This is a genomic window from Anaerotignum lactatifermentans DSM 14214 (assembly GCF_900142265.1).
Lineage (GTDB): Bacteria > Bacillota > Clostridia > Lachnospirales > Anaerotignaceae > Anaerotignum > Anaerotignum lactatifermentans.
The window spans coordinates 1-20,546 of the sequence record NZ_FRAH01000064.1; the positions used below are offsets into that span (position 1 = coordinate 1).

A 20,546-nucleotide genomic window follows, 5' to 3' on the forward strand; every position below is an offset into this window, starting at 1 on the left:
TACAGAATTCAGTCTGTTCGGGCAAAAACTGTATCTGTCCGCCCTTCTGGATTTACACAGCAGTTATCTGATCAGCTATACCATTTCAGAGCGTCCTGTTCTAAGTATGGTAACGGGTATGTTAGATAAAGCTTTTGAAACCATACCGAATGGAACGGGTCTGATTCTCCATTCCGACCAAGGATGGCAGTACCAAAACAAATATTACCGCCAAATGCTCAAACAAAAAGGAATCCGGCAAAGTATGAGCCGAAAGGGTAACTGTCTGGACAATGCTGTCATGGAAAATTTCTTTGGACTGCTTAAGAGTGAACTTCTCTATCTCCAAAAGTTTCAATCCATGGAACACTTCAAACAAGAATTGGTGGAATATTTGGATTATTATAATAACCATCGAATCAAAGCAAAACTAAAGGGCTTGCCGCCTGCGATTTACAGACAACAAGCCCTTCTGGCTTCTTGAACAATTTTAATTTGAAAATATTGTCTAACTTTTTGGGTTCAGTTCACAACCTAAAGGATTCCGGCTATGTTATTTTTACAAAAATCGTTGTCTTCGAAAGACAGCTATCGCAATTCCCCTTAAGAGCTCAAAGAAAAGAAAAACAATGTTTTCTTAAGAAGAAGTTGCTTCATCTTGGCTATTTTTCTATTTCTGTTAAATACAAAGCAATTCTGTATACACCACACAGTTTCCTCTGTAAGCCTTTCTGAGGCCCTTTTCTTTTTCCGAGAGCAATTGCTCATCTGCCGAAAAAAATGCGCTTTTAGCCGAAAAAACAGGGAAATACAGGCCTATTCTCTTTACTTCGCCAGTTTCAATGTGAAAAGGAAGGTACTGCCTTCTCCCAACTTGCTTTTTACTGCCACAGTTTCTCCATGAGCCTGAATAAATTCCCGCACAATGGAAAGCCCCAGTCCTGCGCCTGTCTTGTCTTTGTTTCTGGTGGAATCCACTTTGTAAAAACGATCGAAAATATATTTCTGATCCTCTTCACTGATACCAGAGCCATGGTCCTTCACGGAAACCAATATCTTGTTCTTTCCAGAAAATGTGGTTTCTACCTCGATGACGCCGCCTTCTTTGGAGAACTTCACAGCATTATTCATGAGGTTATGAAGCACACGGGAAATCTTGTCCTGATCTGCATGAACCATGGTTTCTTTCGCCGCAAAGGAAACTTCGATACGCATACCCTTTTCTTCCATCTGAGGTTCCAGCACAGCGCAATTTTCCCGAATAATCTCGTTCAGGTCAAAGTCCGTTTCCTCCAGCACAATTTTGCTGTCCTGGGCACGACTCATATCCACAATGCCTTCTGCCAGTCTGCTGAGCCGCTGGCTTTCTTCCAGCACGATCCGCAGGTAACGTTCTTGTTTTTCCGGCGGAATGGTGCCGTCCAGCATGGCTGTCAAAAATCCCTGAATACTGGTCAGCGGCGATCGCAGGTCATGGGATACATTGGCAATGAATGCCCGTCTGGATTTTTCGATATTCTCCAGACTTTCTGCCATATGGTTGAAGCTTTCTGCCAACTGCCCCATTTCATCTTTGCTTGTGATTTCTACCCGCTTTTCAAAATTCCCGCCGGCAATTTCTTTTGCTGCCCGGTTCATATCCATCAAGGGCTCTGTCATTTTCCGGGATGTGACCAGACTCACCAGTGCTGTCAGCAGGAATGCCAGAAGCAAGCAGAATACACCAGCTCGGTACATTTCGTTCAGAGAAACTTTGATTTCCGGCATAGAGCGGCACATGAAAATACCGGAAAGCTGCCCTTCAGAAAGGGGATAACCCACAATGAGCATGGGTGTGCCGAAAATAGAGGAAGAGCCTGTTTCCAGAGAAACCACATTTCCCTCCTGAATGTTTTCCACCAGTTCATCATAAGCCAATACATGCCCCAGCAGACTGCTGTCCATACCGGGAGATGCCAGAACGATAACGCCTTCTTTATTGACCAGAAGCACGCCTGCGCCCATATAGTCCTCCAGCACCTGCATTTCATAAGCCAGATTATTGATGTTCCCCGTATTATAGGCTTTATTGATGGCAGCGGCAATCTTCTCGCCCTGTTCAATCAATTCCTGTTTTGTTTCAGACATATAATGGTTGGTATAGATCACCGAAAGCATACCACCCATCAATATGACGCAAAAGCTAATGGTTGCCATATATAATAAAAATTGCTTGATTACAATGGATTTTTTAAACATAAACATTCCTCCGAAAAGAAAACATCAGAAAAACATCCCAAAAAACAAAATTCATGTTATAATAAAATAGGAATGTTTTTACAAAAGACTTCCTCATTATGAAGAAAGGAGTGGCAGATGTTTCTGCCGTATGTACCATGACCAATCAACGACCCAATCCACCTAGAAAGAATATCAAACTTGCAGACCTTGTTCTGTTCGCTGTTGCCATTTTTCTGATCTTTATGACACCCTGGGGCAACACAAACAGTTATCATCGTCTGATGCTGTTTTTGTATGTAGTTTGTGTTCTGCTTCGTTTCAGCAATATCCGCAAACAGAAAATGCGGGAATTTGAGCACAAGCGCAAAATGGAAGAACGTGCTGCCATGCAGCAGGCTGCTGAACAGCTTCCTGCAGGACACACAGCAGAAGCCGCTCCTAGCGATGCGCTGCCTGCACAGTCTGCACCTGTGCTTCCGGAAAACACTGCTGAAGAAAATCAGACAGAACCCAAAAATGAATAAAATACTGGATATGTAAGGAATCAGCCGCCCAAACAGCGGCTGATTTTTTTATGTATTCCTCTTTACTTGGGACCAAATTTGTAACCCACGCTCCAAACAGTACGAATGCCCCATTCATCATCCTGATTGAGCTTTTCACGGATTCGTTTTACATGAACGTCCACGGTACGGGTATCTCCGGCGTATTCATAGCCCCAGATACGGTCTAACAGCTGTTCTCTGGTAAACACCCGTTTGGGATTGGACGCCAGAAAATGAAGGAGTTCAAATTCCTTGGGCGGGAAATCCACACTCTTTCCATGATAAGTTACTGTGAAATTGGACAGATTGATTTCCAGATTTGGATAACGCAGCACCTGTCCGTCGTCTTCCTCTTCTTTTGCACTTCCGGCTTCATAGCGGCGGAGTACCGCCTTTACTCTTGCCACCAGTTCTTTGGCATCGAAGGGTTTGACGATATAATCATCTGCTCCCAGTTCCAGCCCCAGCACTTTATCAAATGTTTCCCCTTTTGCCGTCAGCATGATGATGGGGACTTTGCTTGTTTTCCGCACTTCCGCGCAGACCTGATAGCCGTCCATGCCCGGCAGCATCAAATCCAGCAGAATCAAATCCGGCTCATAAGTTGTCACTGCTTCCAACGCCTTTTTGCCGTCGTAAACCTCCTGTGTATCATAACCATCTTTCATCAGATACAGAGAAATCAACTCTGCAATATGCTGATCGTCGTCTACTACCAGAATTTTCTGTTTCTCACTCACGGCATTCATCTCCTTTTATACCCTCGCCTTTTACTTCAGTTCTACAACCGTTACGCCGGCATCCCCTTCCCCGAAAGTACCGGGACGCTGGCTTTTTACATGAGGATTGGTACGCAGATATTTCTGCACGCCGGCACGGAGAGCGCCAGTGCCTTTCCCATGGATGATGATGATCTGTTTCAAACCGGACAGATAGGCATCATCGATATATTTATCAATATTTACAATGGCTTCATCTACCAGCTGACCACGGCAGTCGATTTCCGCAGAAATAAACTGGCTCTTTTTCGCCTTTGCCCGCACATTGGTCTGTCTGGGCTTTTGTTCTTTGGGCTGTGGTGTATCGTCCAGCATCAGTTCTGCCAGAGGCACCTTCACCTTCATGATACCCATCTGCACCATAACGTCTTTATTCTTATCCGGCGCGGAAAGAGCCACGCCATTCTGGTCGAAGGAAATGACATAAACTCTGTCCCCTGCCTGCAATTTTTCAGGCGGCTTGTGAGTAGGTTTTACTTTCTTGGACTTGAGGAAGTCCTCCTGCACGGAAGACAGCTTTTCTTTCAGCTTGGCTCTGTTTTCCAGTGCCTTCTGCTGGTTTTTCTGCTTTGCTTCCCGGTTCATTTCCTTGATGATCTGGTCGGCTTCTTCTTTTGCCTGCGCATAAATCTGTTTTGCTTCTTCCCTTGCCTTCTGGAGAATCTTTTCTTTCTGTTCTCTTGTTTTCTCCTTCTGGCGTTCCACTTCTTTTTTCAGGCTTTCCGCTTCTCTGCGGTACTGTTCCGCACGTTCCTGCTCGAAAGCCACGCTTTTCTTACTGATTTCCAGGTCTGTGATAACGTCTTCAAAACGTGCTTCGTCATGGGAAATGAATTCTCTTGCGCTGTCAATGATATAATCCTGCAAGCCCAAACGCTTGGAAATGGCAAACGCGTTACTTTTCCCGGGAATCCCGATGAGCAGACGATAGGTAGGACGCAGTGTTTCCACATCGAATTCACAGCAGGCATTTTCCACCCCTTCTGTGGACAGGGCGTATACCTTCAATTCGCTGTAATGGGTGGTAACAGCGGTACGAATCTTCCGGTCATGGAGATAAGAAATGATTGCCATAGCCAGTGCCGCACCTTCTGTAGGGTCTGTACCTGCACCTAATTCGTCGAACAGCACCAGAGAGCTGTCTGTCACATCTTCCAGAATCTTGACGATATTTGTCATGTGGGCGGAGAAAGTACTCAGGCTCTGCTCAATGCTCTGTTCATCCCCAATATCCGCAAAAACTTCGTCAAACACTGCCAGCTGGGAATGGTCGTTAGCAGGGATATGCAGCCCTGCCTGCCCCATGAGGGAGAACAAGCCCAATGTTTTCAGCGCAACGGTTTTACCACCGGTGTTGGGACCAGTGATGAGCAGTGTGGTAAATTCTTTCCCCAGATAAATATTGATAGGCACGACGGTTTTCTTATCCAACAGAGGATGTCTGCCTTTCTGGATATTCACATAGCCTTTTGTATTGAACAAAGGCTGTGTACCATCCATGGACAAGGAAAGCTGTGCTTTTGCGAAAATAAAGTCCAGCTGTGTCAGCAGTTCCAGGTTTGCGCCGAGCTGTGCTTCATTCTGAATGACCATAATAGACAGGCTGGTGAGGATTTTTTCAATTTCCTCCCGTTCTTTCGCCTGCAATTCCTTGATTTTGTTGTTCAGCTGTACCACGCTCAAAGGCTCCATGAATACGGTAGAACCAGTGTTGGACTGGTCGTGTACCATACCGGGAAACACACTGCGGTATTCGCTCTTGACAGGCACACAATATCTGTCATTTCTGATGGTGATGACAAAGTCCTGCAACATATTCCGATAAGCGGAAGAAGAAATAACCCCATTCAGATGGTCTTTCACGCGGTCATTGGAAATCTTGATTTCCTTACGAACGCTTTTCAATCCTGCGCTGGCGTCGTCAGCGATTTCTGTTTCGGACACAATACATCTGGTGATTTCATTTTCCAGATTGGGAATCAATGTCAGCAATTCAAAATATTCGTCCAGACGTTCATACGTTTCCGCTTTGTTTTCATTTTTCGCGTAATTCTTCGCCTTGCGGCAAACATAGAGAAATTCCCCAATGTGCATCAATTCGGGAATGGACAGAGTACCGCCCATTTCCGCCCGTTTCAGCTGGGGACGGATTTCCCGAAAACCGCCGAAGGAAGGGCTGCCTTTGCGCAGCACCATGCTCACCGCTTCGGTGGTTTCCTGCTGACGCAGCACAATTTCCGACATGGAAACAGAAGGCTGCAAATGGTGTGCCATTTCCTTTGCCATAGGGGAAACGGCAAATCCCGCCAGCATATTTATGATTTTATCGTATTCCAAAATACGCAATGCTTTTTCGTTCATTCCATTACCTCAATCTATACTATGCCCCTCATGGGGCTGTTTTCTGACATACAAATAAGGCAGCTTACCGCCGCTTATTTTGTTATTATACCATCGGATCAGCCAAAATACATCGACTTTTCCGAGAAATTCACAGAAATGTTACATTTCCGCCGAAACAAAAACGGAAGAATCCACCGCTTTGGCAGAATCAGGGGCATCTTCATAAGAAAACAAAGAAAGCGGAAATCCTTGTCACCCAGAGAATTTCCACTTTCTTATTTTTACTAATATTTAATCTGTTATGTTTTCTTCTGAAGACAGCCGTCGCACTTCCCCTTAAGAAATCAAAGAAACGAAAAACCAATGTTTTCTTAAGCGGAAGTTTCTTCTTCCGTTTGTTTTTCTCTTTTTGGGGAATTATTTCCAGAATTCGAATTCCATATCGTAAATACGAACGGTATCGCCTTCCTGAATGCCTTTTTCCTCCAATGCTTCGATGATGCCTTTTTCTTTCAGATAACGCTGGAAGAAAGCGAAGCCTTTTTCTGTATCGATATTGGTGTAACCGATCATCTTTTCGACGCCAACACCTCTTACTACATACACACCGTCTTCGACTTCGATGGTGAAAGGTTCCTGATCCACTGCCACTTCGTCGTATTCTTCATATTCTTCTTCGAATACGATGTCTTCAGGATAGTTTTTCAGGATTTCCGCTACTTTTGTCAGCAGTTCATCCAGACCTTTGTTGGTTGCCGCGGAAATAGGGAATACTTCGAAGCCTTCTTTTTCATAGGCTTCTTTCAGGCGTTCCACATTTTCCTCGGAACCGGGAATGTCTGTTTTGTTTGCCGCAATCACCTGAGGGCGTTTCATCAGTTCGGGATTGTATGCTTCCAGTTCCTGATTGATCTTACGCACGTTTTCCACAGGGTCGTCACCTTCCACACCAGCAGCGTCTACCACATGGATAAACACTTTGGTACGTTCTACATGACGCAGGAACGCATGTCCCAAACCAACGCCTTCGCTGGCACCTTCTACCAGACCGGGAATATCCGCCAGCACGAAGGAATCGCCGTATCTGCCTTCTACCACGCCCAGATTGGGAGCCAGTGTGGTAAAGTGGTAGTTCGCGATTTTAGGGTTTGCGTTTGTTACCATGGACAGCAGTGTGGATTTACCAACATTGGGGAAACCAATCAAACCAACATCCGCAATCAGTTTCAGTTCCAGAATGACGTCGTATTCTTTTGCCACTCTGCCTGGTTCCGCATAACGGGGTGCCTGTCTGGTGGGAGTTGCGAAGTGCTGATTGCCCTTGCCGCCTTTACCGCCGTGAATCAGGATTTTTTCTTCCCCGTGTTTGGTAATATCCGCCATGATCTTGCCGCTTTCTGCTTCACGGATAACCGTACCAACAGGCACTTTGATGACAACGCTTTCGCCGTCTTTACCAAAACAGTTGCGTTTGCCGCCGTCCTGACCGTTGCCTGCCTTGAACATTCTCTTATAACGGAAGTCCATGAGGGTACCCATGCTTTCGTCCCCTACAAAAATAACGTCGCCGCCTCTGCCGCCGTCGCCGCCGTCGGGACCACCGTGGGTAATATATTTCGCACGGAAGAAAGAAACCATACCATTGCCGCCGTTGCCGCCTTTTACATGAATCTTGACTCTATCTACAAACATATTCTCACCTCGTATCCTTTCTCTTTCTTTCAAAACCTCTTTCGTCAGAAGCAAACGGTTTTGCTTTTCACGAAAAAGGCTTCAAATGATATCATTTGAAGCCTTCAACATTCTTATTCAGCGATTTCAACAGGGTATACGGAAACCTGTTTTTTATCTCTGCCTTTTCTTTCATATTTTACACGACCGTCAACCAAAGCGAACAGTGTATCGTTGCCGCCTTTGCCTACGTTCACACCGGGATGGATTTTAGTACCACGCTGTGTGTATAAAATATTGCCTGCCAGTACAAACTGACCGTCTGCACGTTTTGCACCCAATCTCTTAGCGTTGGAGTCACGACCGTTCTTTGTGGAACCGCCGCCTTTGTGGTGCGCGAAGAACTGAAGGTTCAATCTGAACATACTTACACCTCCTCAATTTTCAAAGTAAGATACTTGTTATATTCCGTTTCAATGCCGGACAACCCGAGCCACAATGTCTGCAAAAGCAGCTGTACCCGTTCGTCCTCCATTCCCTCTAAAGGGAACACGACTTTGAGATAACCGCCTTTTTTCTCATCGGCTTCTGCCTGAAAGGGCACGTCCGTGAACTGCTCTATGGCATTGACCGTATTGAGAGAAAGTATGGTAACTGCCGCACAGACGATGTCTTCCCCATGGGGTGCATAGCCTGCGTGACCGGAAATCTCAAATGCACAGATTTTATTCTCTTTCTGATAAAGCTTAGCCTTGATCATAATTTAGATGGATTTAATCTGCAGTTTTGTGAAAGGCTGTCTGTGGCCGTTTTTCTTGTGGAAACCTTTTTTGGGTTTGTATTTGTAAACGACTACTTTTTTCGCTTTGCCGTCACCGATTACGGATGCTGTAACTGCTGCGCCTTCAACGTAGGGAGCGCCAACTTTTACATCGCCGTCTTTCGCCAGTACCAGAACTTTGTCGAAAGTATATTCCTGACCTGCTTCAACACCCAGTTTTTCTACTGTGATGATATCGCCTTCTGCTACTTTGTACTGCTTACCACCAGTTTCAATAATTGCGTACATGTGAACACCTCCTCGCAATTTACTCGCTGGATACGGTAACCGAAGCCTTTCTTCGGTTTTCCAGAACCTCTCCATGCGGCTGACATACTTCATTATAGTATCACAGGGTTTTCAGCCTGTCAACACTTTTATTCCAATTTTTTGCCTTGTTTTACAGCAAAATATCGCTCTTCCCGCCCCAGTTTCCGCAGCACGGACAAAAGTGCGGCAAGACCATCTCTGGTCAGGCATTTTTTACCGTTTCTCGTCATTTCATAAGCGATGGAAAGGCAGTCCTCTGCCCGTTCCAAACTGCCGTTGGCAGCATACATCCGTCCGATGCGGTCACAAAGCTTGCCATAAGCTTCTGTTTCCCTGCCTTTGGCAGTTCCTAACAGCAAAGCTCGGTCCAAAAGGGTATTCGCTTCTTTCTGGTTACCCTGAGCAATATGAGAAGCCGCTGTTTTCAGAAGCAAACGAGCAAAATTCTCTGTTTCCCCTTCCATCATACGGGTTGCCAGTGCCAATTCACTGAAACATTCCGCCGCATCTTTATGGCGTCCACTGTCTGCCAGCAGTCTGCCTGTGCGCTCCAGTCTGCGCTGATACTGTTTTCCTCTGGGCAGCTGGAGTTCACGGAACAGCCGTATATAAGGCAGGTACATGCCCACTGCCTTTTCCTTTTCCCCCATGGCAAAATAGCAATCGCCGATTTCCGCCAGCAGTTCACAGTAATCCTTTGTTTTCACGCTGTCATATTCTTCGATGTAATTCTTGGCATTGGTAAGCTTTTGCAGACCTTTCAGATATTCTCCTGCTGTCAGGTACCATTCACCTAATCTGCGGCAAGCCTGGGCGTATTCCATGCCTTCCGCCGCCTGTTCTGCCGCCTGATACCAGAAAAATGCCTGATCCCGATTGCCCGTACGCATCTGCAAATCTCCCAATGAAATGGCATTGCGCACGGCTTCTTTATCTAAAGACTGCTCCTGTTCGCCCCGCTGTGCCAGCATTTCCGTAAAAAGGTCTTTGGCCTTCTGGAGCCGCCGTCTTTCTTCCATTTTTGCCTGACGTTCCGCTCCGGCATAAGGCAGTTTCCCTTTGTTTGCCAGCAAATCATACTGCTGATGGCGTTTTGCGAATTTTTCCGTCAATCCGCCTCCGGCACGGCTAAGTTTTTCCACAGCCTCTTTCCGATAAGCTTCCGCCTTCTTCTCATTACCCATGGCAAGATAACAAACGGCAATTGCCAGCAGTGTTTCCGCCGCACGCTGCTTGTCTTCCGCTGTTTCCTCATAGTTTGCGTCATTGAGCGCCAGATAATGCTGGACTGCCACAGCATAATCGCCTTTGCGCACACAAACTTCTGCCAGATATTCCAGCGTTTTCAAATATCTCGGATTGTCCTCATCCAGCATTTCTTTCTGGATGGCGGCGCTTTCTGTCAAAATCTGAATGGCTTCATCATATTGTTTCTCTCTTGCCAGAATCTCACCCAGTTTTGCCAGACCAATGGCGTATTCCGGATGATTTTTGCTGAAATGTTTTTCAAGAAGTTCCATGGCTTCCCTGCAAAGAGCTGCCGCCGCCTGCCCTTCGCCTGCTTTCTGCTTCACATCTGCCAAAAGCTGCAAGCCGCCCACCAAATCACGGTCTGTGCCTGTTTCCGCTTCTCTGCGGATGTACAGGGCTTCCTGCAAGTATTCCGCAGCCGCTTCATAAGCGCCTTTGGCTGTAAAAAGTCCTGCAATCTGCTCCAGCGTATCCGCATACAAAGGGTCCATTCTGCCGACAGTATCCCGACGAATGAGCAGGGCTTTTTCGTATGCTGCAAGAGCATCTGTATCCCGTCCCATTTTTTCGTAAAGTCTGCCTCTGCTCATATAACATACAGCCACCTGCGGGTGGGAGGGACCCAAAGCCGCTTCTTTCCGCCGCAGAGCTTCCGCATTGGCTTCCAGCGCCTTTTCCATTTCATTCATGCCGCTGTAATCCGCACTCATGTTATTCAGGGTATCCGCATAAAACAAGTGGTCGCTTCCCAGCACTTCCTGTACCAGCCGCAGCACTTCCTCATGGCACTGCAAGGACTTCGCGAACATCCCTGCCTTACAGCACAATATACCCAGACTATTCAGGCTGTTGATGTAGTCCAAATGGCTGTCCTGCATCATCTTCCGGCGCATCTGCACCGCTTTTTCACAGTATTCCACAGCCAGTTCGTTCCAGCCTGCTTTCTCGCAGACCTCCGCCAGAGATAATGTCCAAATCATATAACAGAAGCTTTCTTCCACCCCTGCTTTTTCCATGAAGTCCAGCGCCTTTTCATAAGAAGAAATGGAGCGTCTGTAATTGCCGCCGCCATCATAAGCCGCACCCAGAGAAGCGAAAATATCCGCCATATCTTCTTTGGAAAAACCCGCAGAACGTCTTGCCCGTTCCAAAGCCTGCTGATGATACTCCACAGCCTTTTCGTACTGCTGAAGGTCTTCTTCCGTATTACCCAAATGGAACAGGCTGTAAATGGTATCGGGATGGTCTTTTCCCAGTTTGGCTTCCCGAATCTTCAGCACCTCGCCATGGAATCTGCGGGCTTTTTCCCCTTCTCCCATGTTGTTGTAAGCAATGGCAAGGTTATTCACCGTATCCGCATAGGACAGGCTTTCGCCGGAACAATCCCGTTTCAGTATTGCCGCTTTCTTGTAATATTCCACCGCCTTGGCATACATACCCATGGTGTCGAAGATAACCCCCAGATTATGCATATCCGATGCGTATTCCATGGTGTTGGCGTCGTCATTTTCCAGATATTTCTGCAAAATATTTTTGCCCAGTATCAATGCTTTTTTATATTCACCGGCTCCATAGGCCGCCTGCAGTTCCCGCCGCAGTTTACGGACTTCCGCAAAATAAAATCCCATTTTCATACCTCCCCTGCTTCCACAAGCGCCATGGCTTCCCGAATGGTATCCCATCGGTAGCCTTTCCGCTGCAAAAAGCCGTAAAGCCGTTGTTTTTCTTTCTCATCCAATTCCAGATTGCCCCGTGTTTTTTTCAGTATCCAACGGGCAGCGTCTTCCGCTTCATTCCAATCTGTTTCTGCCAGCACTTCTTCGGCGATTTTCTCGGAAATGCCTTTCTGCCGCAGTTCCATTTTCAGGGCATAAGCTCCCTTTGGTTTCAGCCGCAGACGTTCTTTCACAAAGCTTTTGGCATAGACCTTGTCGTCGCAGTAACCATAACGGCAAAGAAAGTCCATGGCCTTTTCAATGACCTGGGGCGCAAATTCCTTTTCTGTCAGCTTCCGCCGCAGTTCCGCCTCCGTCCGCATCTTATAGCCCAGATAATGGAGGGCTGTGTCCTGTGCCTGTATATAAATCAAGTTATCCTGAATGGTATCGTAAGTTTCCTGTGGGATAGGCTCCCCTTCCCGCAGTTTAAAATACAGCACATCCTGTGCAATGAGGGAAAAAGCAAATTCCCCATCAATAAAAATATTTCGTTTCGCAGGATCTTTTTTCTGCGGAATGATGGCTGTCACCAGCATGGCATTCTCTCCTTGCTCTGATTTCATATCTTATTAGTATACTACAAATGACAGGAAAATGCCAAGGTGTTCCGTCTATAAAAAAAGCCCTCTGTTTTCACAGAGGGGCTTTGATGCGTTCTTATACGAAAAGATATTTCAATATAAATGCGATTGCCAGTACATACATGAGCCAATGTACTTTCTTTTCTCTTACTTTACCGGAAACAAGCTGAATCAGCACATAAGAGATGACGCCCAGGGCGATACCTTCGGAAATGGAATACATGAAAGGCATCACGATCATGGCAACGAAAGCAGGGATGGCTTCGCTCATATCGTCGAAATCAATACGGAATACTGTTGTGATCATCATAAACCCAACGACTACCAGCGCAGGCGCTGTGGCAAAAGAAGGAATCGCCAGGAAAATGGGAGAAAGGAACAGTGCCACCGCAAACAGCAGACCAGTTACCACAGAAGTCAGACCAGTTCTGCCCCCTGCCATAACGCCGGAGGAGCTTTCCACATAAGTGCTGACTGTGGATGTACCCAGAACCGCACCCAAGCTTGTACCAACAGCATCGGCCATCAGTGCACCACGGATACGAGGCAGTCTGCCCTTTTCATCCAGCATGTCCGCTTTGGAAGCCACACCGATGAGGGTTCCCATGGTGTCAAACAGGTCAACAAACAGGAAAGAAAGCATGACCGTAATGAAATTCAATCCAAGCAGACCAGAGAAATCCATCTGCATCAATGTAGGTTTCAGAGAAGGAATACCAAAACCGCTGGAGAAATCAGGCAGTACAGAGTACATTCCCAGTTCTGGATTGGGCTGATAAATACCAGCCACCTGCAGCAGGATACCCAGCAACCATGTGCACAGGATACCCAGCAAAATGCCGCCAGGCACTTTTTTAATCATAAAAGCAACAGTCAGGATAATCCCAACGAATGCCAGCAGTGCGCCAATGCCTTCAGACCAGAATCTGCCGTCAGCCAGGGCTGCTTTGAAGGGGTAAATGGCTACCAGTGTGGAGCCGTCTACTACCAGTTTAGAGTTCTGGAAACCGATGAAAGCGATGAACAAACCAATACCGCAGGTAATGCCGGCTTTCAGGGACATGGGGATGCAGTTAAAGATGGCTTCCCGCACATTTGTCAGGGAAAGTATGATGAAAATAATCCCTTCCACAAATACTGCTGCCAGTGCCACATGCCATGTGAAGCCCATCTGCCCTACAACTGTGTAGGCAAAGAATGCGTTCAAACCCATACCGGGTGCCAGTGCAAAGGGGTAATTGGAAAAGGCAGCCATCATCAGTGTTGCCAAACAGGATGCCAGCGCCGTTGCAGTGAATACCGCGCCGCTGTCCATGCCTGCCGATGACAATACAGACGGGTTTACCGCAAGGATATACGCCATTGTCATAAATGTGGTGATCCCTGCCAATACTTCCGTTTTTACATTGGTATGGTTCTTTGAAAGACGAAACGTTCTCTCCAACAGACCATTCATTGGTAAAATCCTCCTTTTTCTTCTTTACTTAAGAGTTTATTTGCATTATCAGCGTATTAAATTTTTCTAGTCCTGTCAATGATTTTCTTAATGAAATCTTAACGTTTTGCAAAAAAATACAATTTTTTGATTCCATCCACACCGGACAAATAGCCTTGACAAAAAAACACCAGCATTCTAAGATGAAAAGAAAAAACACCTTCAGGAGGTCATTATGCAGAAAAAACAAACCAAAATTGCCGGCATTCTTCTGGTGCTGTGCTGTGTTCTGGCGCTCATCGTCTTTTTCCAGACCAGACCGGACACCGCTGCCGGCGAAAAACACATCACCATTTCTGTCGTCCATAGTGACAGCAGCAAAAGCACATTTTCCTATGACACGGACGCAGAATATCTCGGGGAAGCGCTGACAGAGCAAAATCTTGCGGAAGGTACAGAGGGGCCTTACGGCATGTTCATCACCACCGTTGACGGAGAAACCGCGGACGACAGCAAAGAACAGTGGTGGTGCATCACAAAAGACGGAGAAATGGTCAATACCGGTGCAGACCAGACTCCCATTCAGGATCAGGACCAGTTTGAGCTGACACTGAAGGAAGGTTATTGATTTGGCAAAGCAAAACGCCCGTGAACTGGCAATCCTCGGTCTGTTCACCGCCATACTCTTTCTGGGACAAGTCTTTCTGGCAGTGCTGCCTAATATTGAAGTGGTGAGCCTGCTCATCATCCTCTATACCCTCACATGCGGCAGAAAGGTTTTTCTGGTCATATACGCCTTTGTGCTGCTGGAAGGCTTCTGCTACGGCTTTGGGATATGGTGGTTCAGCTATCTCTACATCTGGAGCATACTGGCGCTGCTGGCACATATTTTCCGAAAAAACAGCTCTGTCCTTTTCTGGAGCATCCTTTCGGGGTTCTTCGGTCTGGCTTTCGGCGCCCTCTGCGCCCTGCCTTATCTTGCTGCCGGCGGTATCGGCGCTGCCATTGCTTATTGGACATCAGGTCTGCTCTTTGACGTGACCCACTGCGTCGGCAATTTCATTGTCTGTCTGGTACTGTTCCGCCCTCTGCGCAGCCTGCTTGCGTGGCTGTACACGGGACAACATGCTCTCTGAAAACAGGAAGTTTGGATGCTTCCTGTTTTTTTGCGCAAAAACGCCTGACGAATATGAGGATAATATAAAAAGGCAGTGAGGAATCTCACTGCCCAAAATATTTTTTGAAATGAATTTTATTTTTCCACAATATTCTCGCAGAAATTCATGAGCATGGTAGCTGCTTCGGCTCTGGTGGCTTTGCCCTGAGGCATCAGTGTGCCGTCGTCCATGCCGCCCATGATGCCTGCGTTCACTGCCCAAGCCATGGCAGGTCTTGCATAGTCAGAAATATTTTCATAATCAGAAAATTCTCTCACTGCCATGCCGCCTTGGGTGGTATCATAGCCTTTGAACTGGGCATAGCGATACAAAATGGTTGCGAACTGTTCTCTGGTGATGAGATCACCCACACCATAAGCGCTATTGTCATAGCCTGCCACGATGCCGTTTTCATTTGCCCAAAGGATGGCGTCTGTGTACCATATATCGGCTTTTACATCTGTGAAGGGGTTGACGCCTGCGCTTTCTGGCTGTCCTTCCACGTTATACAGGACAACAGCCAGCATTTCTCTGGTCAGAGGGGTATTGGGTGCGAAAATATCTTCGCTCATACCGCTCATCAGACCATTTTCCACCGCATAGGAAACGGCTTCATAGAACCAATCGCTTTCCTTCACGTCTTTGAAAGAAATGGTTTCGGTTTCTTCTGTTTCTTCCACTTCTTCTGGTTCTTCAGGAACTTCTTCCTCTATTTTCTCCCATTTGGCGTAAACGGTGGTGTCTTCTGTCAAGTAAACCTCGTCGATTTTCTTGTCTAAATCTTTGTCAGCATACCAGCCTACGAACTTGTAGCCTTCTTTTTCGGGAACATATTCGTCCAGATCAATGGTGCTGTATTCCCATTCGGTGACGGTGTCGATATCACTGCCGCCGTTGGTGTCGAATTTCAAATCCCAGAAGAATACAGAACCGCCGGAGGATTTCTTTTTGACTGTTACGGTACATGTTGCTGTTTTGCCGCTGCCGTCAATGGAAGCCGCTGTGATGGTAGCAGTGCCTTTGCCTACAGCAGTCACTTTACCACTTTGGTCTACAGTTGCTACAGATGGATTGCTGCTAGACCATGTTACTGTTTTATTCGTAGCATTTGCAGGCTCAACAGTAACAGTTAAAGTCTCTGTATCACCTACATTCATAACTGTGGCAGTCTTGTTCAGCTTAATATTGTCAACAGCAACATTGACAATTAACAAGAAAACATTGCTTGTTACGGAGCCACTGTCACCTGTTATAATGCAGCGATATTGATAACCGTTCATCTCGATTTTAGTAGCCTCAGCAGTATAGATGGCAAGATTTGCACCTACAATATCAGTCCAGGTATTTCCGTTATCGACGCTTTGCTGCCACTGATATTTCGGATTCTCAATACCGTCAGCCGTAACTTCGAAAACAGCAGGGTCACCCTCTGTCACGATAACATTTTTATCAGTCTTGCAATAGAAGTATTTTGTACCAGCTATCAAATCCGTTACGATGGTTTCTTCAGTAAATGGAGAACCTACCAATTCCACGGCACTGCTTTCATCTGCGCCTGCCTTAACCAGAATCACCAGATTTGCAGCCGGAGAAATTTTCTGAACACCGTTATCTAAATTTTCTTTACCACCACCGATACCTACATATCCCATAGCAGTGATTGTGCCGCCGCTGATGACAGTTGTTCCGCCTTTTCCGCCGGCAGCTTTATCGCCATTTCCGCCGCCGCCAATGCCTGCTCCATTGCCTTCTCCATCTTTACCACTTTTAGCAATTATAGTGCCACCATAGATATTGATTTTATTTCCAGTACCGTACTGTCCGCCGCCAATACCTGCTCCATTGACACCACCGATTGCTATGATATCACCGTCATAAATGGAAGTATTTGTACTGCTATATGCATAATATCCTCCACCAATACCCGCTGCTTTTTCACTCCCATAGGCTTTAATCGTACCACCTTGGATTGTAATGGCTCCACCATTTTTATAGTAGCCGCCGCCAATACCTGCTCCAAATTCACCACCTGTTGCAGTTATATTACCATCGATAATTGTAATCTCCTTACTTTCACCCTTGTAGCCGCCACCAATGCCTGCTCCAAATTCACCACCTTTTGCAGTGATCGTACCGCCGCTGATAATAATTGTACAACCTGCGCCACTTGATGCACTGCCGATACCTGCTGCATTCTTGCCAGCAGTTGCATCGATAATACCATCCGTTATTGTGATAGTACATTCTTCATTACCATAACCGCCACCAATGCCCGCTCCTGAACTTTTGCTTTTGGCAGTTATGTTACCTCCGTTAATAAAAACGTCAACTCCTGCGCTGTCATCTCCAGCACCAATTCCAGCAGCATAATCGCCTCCTTCAGCCCAAACAGTACCTCCGTTTATAGTAATAATGCCACTGCCCTCACAATTGTCACTGGCACCAATACCTGCACCACCTGCATCGCCGTATGCGAAAACATTACCACCGTTAATGATAATATTACCGCCATTTTCACCCTCGTCACCACTGCCGATGCCAGCACCGCCAAAGTCGCCTCTTGCTTTAATCCATCCTCCATTAATCACAATCTCACCGCAGGTGCCAAATAAATCGCCGCCAATGCCTGATTCACTATAACCTCCAGTAGCAATAAGTTTTCCCATGATATCCTTATCCACAGATTGGGCATAAACGGTAAAGCTGTTACCATCTTCCACTCGTATACCACTATTAACGGCAAGGGTGCAGCCATCAGCTAAAATCACCCTCACATCACCTTTTACAGCAACACGACTGCTGATTTTGATGTCTGAATCCACCACATACCATCCCGTTTGCCATTCAGTGTCCCGATCTGTAACCGATGTGTAAGCACTGCAAGTCTGAGTATTGCCGTTTTCATCCAAATATAAGACGCTACTACGAAAATCGCCCAACAGAGTTGGTACTTCCAATATCTTACCTACGCAGGCAAATATATCCCCGCTTTCGCTGCCGCACACAGGACAATCTGCATTGACTTTTTCCTCGGTGCATTTTGTTTCACAGATGCACTCTGCTTCTTCTGCCGCTGGGGCGTTGCAGATTTGGCAGTCATACGTGCAAGGTGTGCCTGCTGTTGCTGGAACATAACCGCAGCTTCCGTCATGTTCATGATTGCAGTTCAATTCCTTTGTGATGCAGCCGCTTTCCTCGCTGCATTGATGGGAACAGCTGTCAGCTGTTTTTTCTTCTCCCTCCGCAGGCAAAATACCATCACTGTAACACTCTGCCGTATGCTTATGAACGCATTTCGTTGCCTGCGTATAGCATTCCTCCGTGTGTTCATGACTGCATGGCACTTCCGCAGTTCCTTCGCTGTAGCCGCAAGCGTCGTCATGCTGGGTGTGATGTTCGCACAGCCCGCCTACGGAAACCGTATCCCCTGCATACGCCATAGACGGCACCAACGCCATCAACATACACAGGCAGACAAACGCCGCAAAGATTCGTTTTCTCATGGCTTTCTCCTTCCTCTTTTTTCCCTTTTGCTTCTTTTCTGCCAACACAAATCCATTCCGCCCCCTTTTTCTGGACAGAAGTTATTTTTCTGAATAAAATTCCCGCCCTTCTCGCGCAACGCATTTGCCAATACTTATATTATACCCAAAAATTTTCTAGAAATCTATCACCCATTTGGCACCTCAAAACGGATGATTTTTTTGAATATTATTCGCATAATATCGCATAATCATTTTGTTTTTCTTATGTATTTGCTTCGTATCCGGGAAATGCCGTTTTTGATATAATATTTCAAAAATGCCGTTAATTTAACATTTTTAAAACATCCTATACTTTTTTCAAGGGATTGCATGACTCATATTCCCCTTTTTTACCTCTGCATATGATATTCACAAAAGTGTACGGCATGCCGTAGAGAAGCAAAAATGGTGACTAAGCCCGTTTCCAAGATATCTTGAAAGACGGAAAGGTCATCATAAAGACTTCTGGAATTTTGTACTTTCCCCATATGGACAGCCGGAATTTTCCACGAAACAGCTGGAGAAAAATTTCGGCAATGTCACCTATGCTACCATCCGCAGTTTTGTATTGAAGAAACTTCTGACTAGTGTGGCATATGGCAATCGAGTGAAATATAAAATCAAGATATAAAGCTCTTGCACGCAAAAGGGACACTAATAAAGTATCCCTTTTGTTACATAAATCATCCTTCATATTCCACAAACAACCGCCTTTGATTTTCCTTGCATACCCAGCCAATGACATCAAGCAAATCCTTTATCTTTTGATTATTTTTCACTCTGATTTCCAGATAATCTGGATATTTATGATAATACAAATAAATATCATACTGATACTGTGTAATCAGCTGTTTTGCCTGTTCCTGATACAGACATTCCATCTTTTTGGAATAACCATATATTTTATAGTCACACAACGCCATACACTCTTCTTCAACTTGTTTGAAATCAAAAATTATCTTGTCTGCTCTGCATAATATATCATACCCCTCATCATACTCCAGAATGACGGCTTCCTGATTTGTATGTTTCCATTCTGTCAGTTTCCTAAGTACTGTTTTTTTCGTTTCCGGACTGCTGTCTATGATTTTCACTGCTATCAACACATTTCTGTTTTGCAGCAGTCCATGTAAAATTCCATTGCAAAGCTTCCAAAAATCATCATCCGATTCTTCCATATAAAGGCTGGGATACAGCGTAAACACCTGAACCTGTCCACTGTTGATTCCATCCATATCTGATTCGTAATATACACAACGTGGACTGAAAAAGATATCCTCCGGCAGCTTTTCTTGTTTTTGCTTTTTCTGAAATAAATTTGTGAGTTTTCTCATCATTCATCACCCATAAGCGCTTCTTGCCCCTTTTGCTCACCGCCATAAATTACTTTTGTTTCTTTGCCATATTTTTTACATACAGTTATGGACAGCTCCAGCAGTTTTTCCATATCAAAAAGCCCATTTTTTATTTCCATCTCCATAGTAGGGCCTTCAAACAATTCTTCGTAATCAACCCAGACATCTCCCTGATGATGCAAAAGAAAATCATACTGCTCTTCTGCTGTTTTTTTCATTTCCATATGATTCTGAAATCCATTTATGATAAACGACCGGAAATCATGTTCTATGCCATGTTCCTTTTCCCTTTGAAAATAAGACTCCAGCAAATAAGAATGAAACGTATTCACTCTTTCCACAATGATATATGCGTCATAAATGTACTCTATGTTTGCAAAACGTTGCATATATTCCAGTGCCTTTTTCTGTTTTTCAGCGCCACACTCCACTCTGCAGATCCAGAGCCAATATCCCTGCAACAGGGTTTCCAAAATTTCAAAAGCAATTTTGAGATAATCCTCCAAAGGATCATCCTGAGACCAATAAGAAAAACCATATTTTATATGATCTTCTTTTTGCTCTATATAAATCTGATATGGCTTTACCACTGATTCCTCGTTCTGGATCTATATTAAAAAAGTGGACACATAAAGTAACTATCTATTACAATAAAGTAGACACCAAAAGGAGGTATTTACATGTCAACAAACAGCAAAGGTATTCGCTATGACGAAGACTTCAAAAGAACACTCGTAAATCTATATCAATCTGGTGGCAAAACACAAACTGCCCTTTGTAAAGAATACGGAGTTTCTCAGACTGCTCTCACTCGCTGGATCAAACAATACGCAACTGTTGAAACAGATGATGGTGAAGTCATGACTGCCAAACAAGTCAAAGAGCTTCAAAGACGCCT

18 protein-coding genes are annotated in these 20,546 nt (G+C 45.6%); 5 read left to right on the forward strand and 13 right to left on the reverse strand.

What is annotated here, in order from left to right:
• A partial coding sequence (locus BUB35_RS14205; protein WP_143185459.1) for an IS3 family transposase occupies positions 1 to 463 on the forward strand: 463 nt, incomplete at its 5' end.
• Positions 464 to 804: 341 nt separating this feature from the next.
• Here BUB35_RS14205 and BUB35_RS14210 read toward each other — a convergent pair.
• Positions 805 to 2,217 (reverse strand): sensor histidine kinase, encoded by a 1,413-nt coding sequence (locus tag BUB35_RS14210; RefSeq protein WP_072852825.1) that lies wholly within the window; start codon positions 2,215 to 2,217, stop codon positions 805 to 807.
• Between the two features lie 98 nt (positions 2,218 to 2,315).
• On the opposite strand from BUB35_RS14210, the gene BUB35_RS14215 reads away from it, so the two are divergent.
• Positions 2,316 to 2,723: a hypothetical protein gene (locus BUB35_RS14215; RefSeq protein ID WP_072852827.1), complete on the forward strand. Its 408-nt coding sequence runs from the start codon at positions 2,316 to 2,318 to the stop codon at positions 2,721 to 2,723.
• Between the two features lie 62 nt (positions 2,724 to 2,785).
• Here BUB35_RS14215 and BUB35_RS14220 read toward each other — a convergent pair whose 3' ends face one another.
• The 9 genes from BUB35_RS14220 to BUB35_RS14260 form a co-directional block, all read right to left on the reverse strand.
• A complete protein-coding gene (locus BUB35_RS14220; protein ID WP_096348636.1) occupies positions 2,786 to 3,484 on the reverse strand; it encodes a response regulator transcription factor in 699 nt (232 codons plus the stop codon).
• Positions 3,485 to 3,514: 30 nt separating this feature from the next.
• Positions 3,515 to 5,884 (reverse strand): endonuclease MutS2, encoded by a 2,370-nt coding sequence (locus BUB35_RS14225; protein WP_072852831.1) that lies wholly within the window; start codon positions 5,882 to 5,884, stop codon positions 3,515 to 3,517.
• A gap of 399 nt (positions 5,885 to 6,283) precedes the next feature.
• Positions 6,284 to 7,558, reverse strand: a complete 1,275-nt coding sequence (obgE, locus tag BUB35_RS14230; protein WP_072852833.1) for a GTPase ObgE — start codon at positions 7,556 to 7,558, stop codon at positions 6,284 to 6,286.
• Positions 7,559 to 7,671: 113 nt separating this feature from the next.
• A complete protein-coding gene (rpmA, locus tag BUB35_RS14235) occupies positions 7,672 to 7,962 on the reverse strand; it encodes a 50S ribosomal protein L27 (RefSeq protein ID WP_022255261.1) in 291 nt (96 codons plus the stop codon).
• Positions 7,963 to 7,964: 2 nt separating this feature from the next.
• Entirely contained in the window at positions 7,965 to 8,297 is a 333-nt protein-coding gene (locus tag BUB35_RS14240) for a ribosomal-processing cysteine protease Prp (protein WP_022365215.1), read from the reverse strand.
• 3 nt (positions 8,298 to 8,300) lie between these two features.
• Positions 8,301 to 8,606 (reverse strand): 50S ribosomal protein L21, encoded by a 306-nt coding sequence (gene rplU, locus BUB35_RS14245; RefSeq protein ID WP_022365216.1) that lies wholly within the window; start codon positions 8,604 to 8,606, stop codon positions 8,301 to 8,303.
• Positions 8,607 to 8,734: 128 nt separating this feature from the next.
• Entirely contained in the window at positions 8,735 to 11,506 is a 2,772-nt protein-coding gene (locus tag BUB35_RS14250) for a tetratricopeptide repeat protein (protein ID WP_072852834.1), read from the reverse strand.
• 2 nt (positions 11,507 to 11,508) lie between these two features.
• The gene (locus BUB35_RS14255; RefSeq protein WP_072852836.1) at positions 11,509 to 12,132 is read right to left on the reverse strand and encodes a regulatory protein RecX; all 624 of its coding nucleotides are present in this window, start codon (positions 12,130 to 12,132) and stop codon (positions 11,509 to 11,511) included.
• A gap of 121 nt (positions 12,133 to 12,253) precedes the next feature.
• On the reverse strand, positions 12,254 to 13,633 hold the full coding sequence (locus tag BUB35_RS14260) for an NCS2 family permease (protein ID WP_072852838.1): 1,380 nt from the start codon (positions 13,631 to 13,633) through the stop codon (positions 12,254 to 12,256).
• Positions 13,634 to 13,847: 214 nt separating this feature from the next.
• Here BUB35_RS14260 and BUB35_RS14265 point away from each other — a divergent pair, with 214 nt between their 5' ends.
• Positions 13,848 to 14,240 carry a DUF4430 domain-containing protein gene (locus tag BUB35_RS14265; RefSeq protein ID WP_072852839.1) on the forward strand — a complete coding sequence of 131 codons (393 nt, stop codon included), beginning with the start codon at positions 13,848 to 13,850 and terminating at the stop codon, positions 14,238 to 14,240.
• 1 nt (position 14,241) lies between these two features.
• A complete protein-coding gene (locus tag BUB35_RS14270; protein ID WP_072852841.1) occupies positions 14,242 to 14,748 on the forward strand; it encodes a hypothetical protein in 507 nt (168 codons plus the stop codon).
• Between the two features lie 116 nt (positions 14,749 to 14,864).
• Here the strand turns inward: BUB35_RS14270 and BUB35_RS14275 are convergent, their stop codons facing one another.
• The 3 genes from BUB35_RS14275 to BUB35_RS18885 form a co-directional block, all read right to left on the reverse strand.
• The gene (locus BUB35_RS14275; RefSeq protein ID WP_143185460.1) at positions 14,865 to 18,272 is read right to left on the reverse strand and encodes an S-layer homology domain-containing protein; all 3,408 of its coding nucleotides are present in this window, start codon (positions 18,270 to 18,272) and stop codon (positions 14,865 to 14,867) included.
• A gap of 704 nt (positions 18,273 to 18,976) precedes the next feature.
• Positions 18,977 to 19,528, reverse strand: a complete 552-nt coding sequence (locus BUB35_RS14285) for a hypothetical protein (protein ID WP_143185461.1) — start codon at positions 19,526 to 19,528, stop codon at positions 18,977 to 18,979.
• A 98-nt stretch (positions 19,529 to 19,626) separates the two neighbouring features.
• Positions 19,627 to 19,872, reverse strand: coding sequence for a hypothetical protein (locus BUB35_RS18885; RefSeq protein ID WP_143185462.1), 246 nt, complete (start codon positions 19,870 to 19,872; stop codon positions 19,627 to 19,629).
• A gap of 456 nt (positions 19,873 to 20,328) precedes the next feature.
• On the opposite strand from BUB35_RS18885, the gene BUB35_RS14295 reads away from it, so the two are divergent.
• The coding region (locus BUB35_RS14295; protein WP_143185463.1) for a transposase at positions 20,329 to 20,546 on the forward strand (218 nt) is incomplete at its 3' end.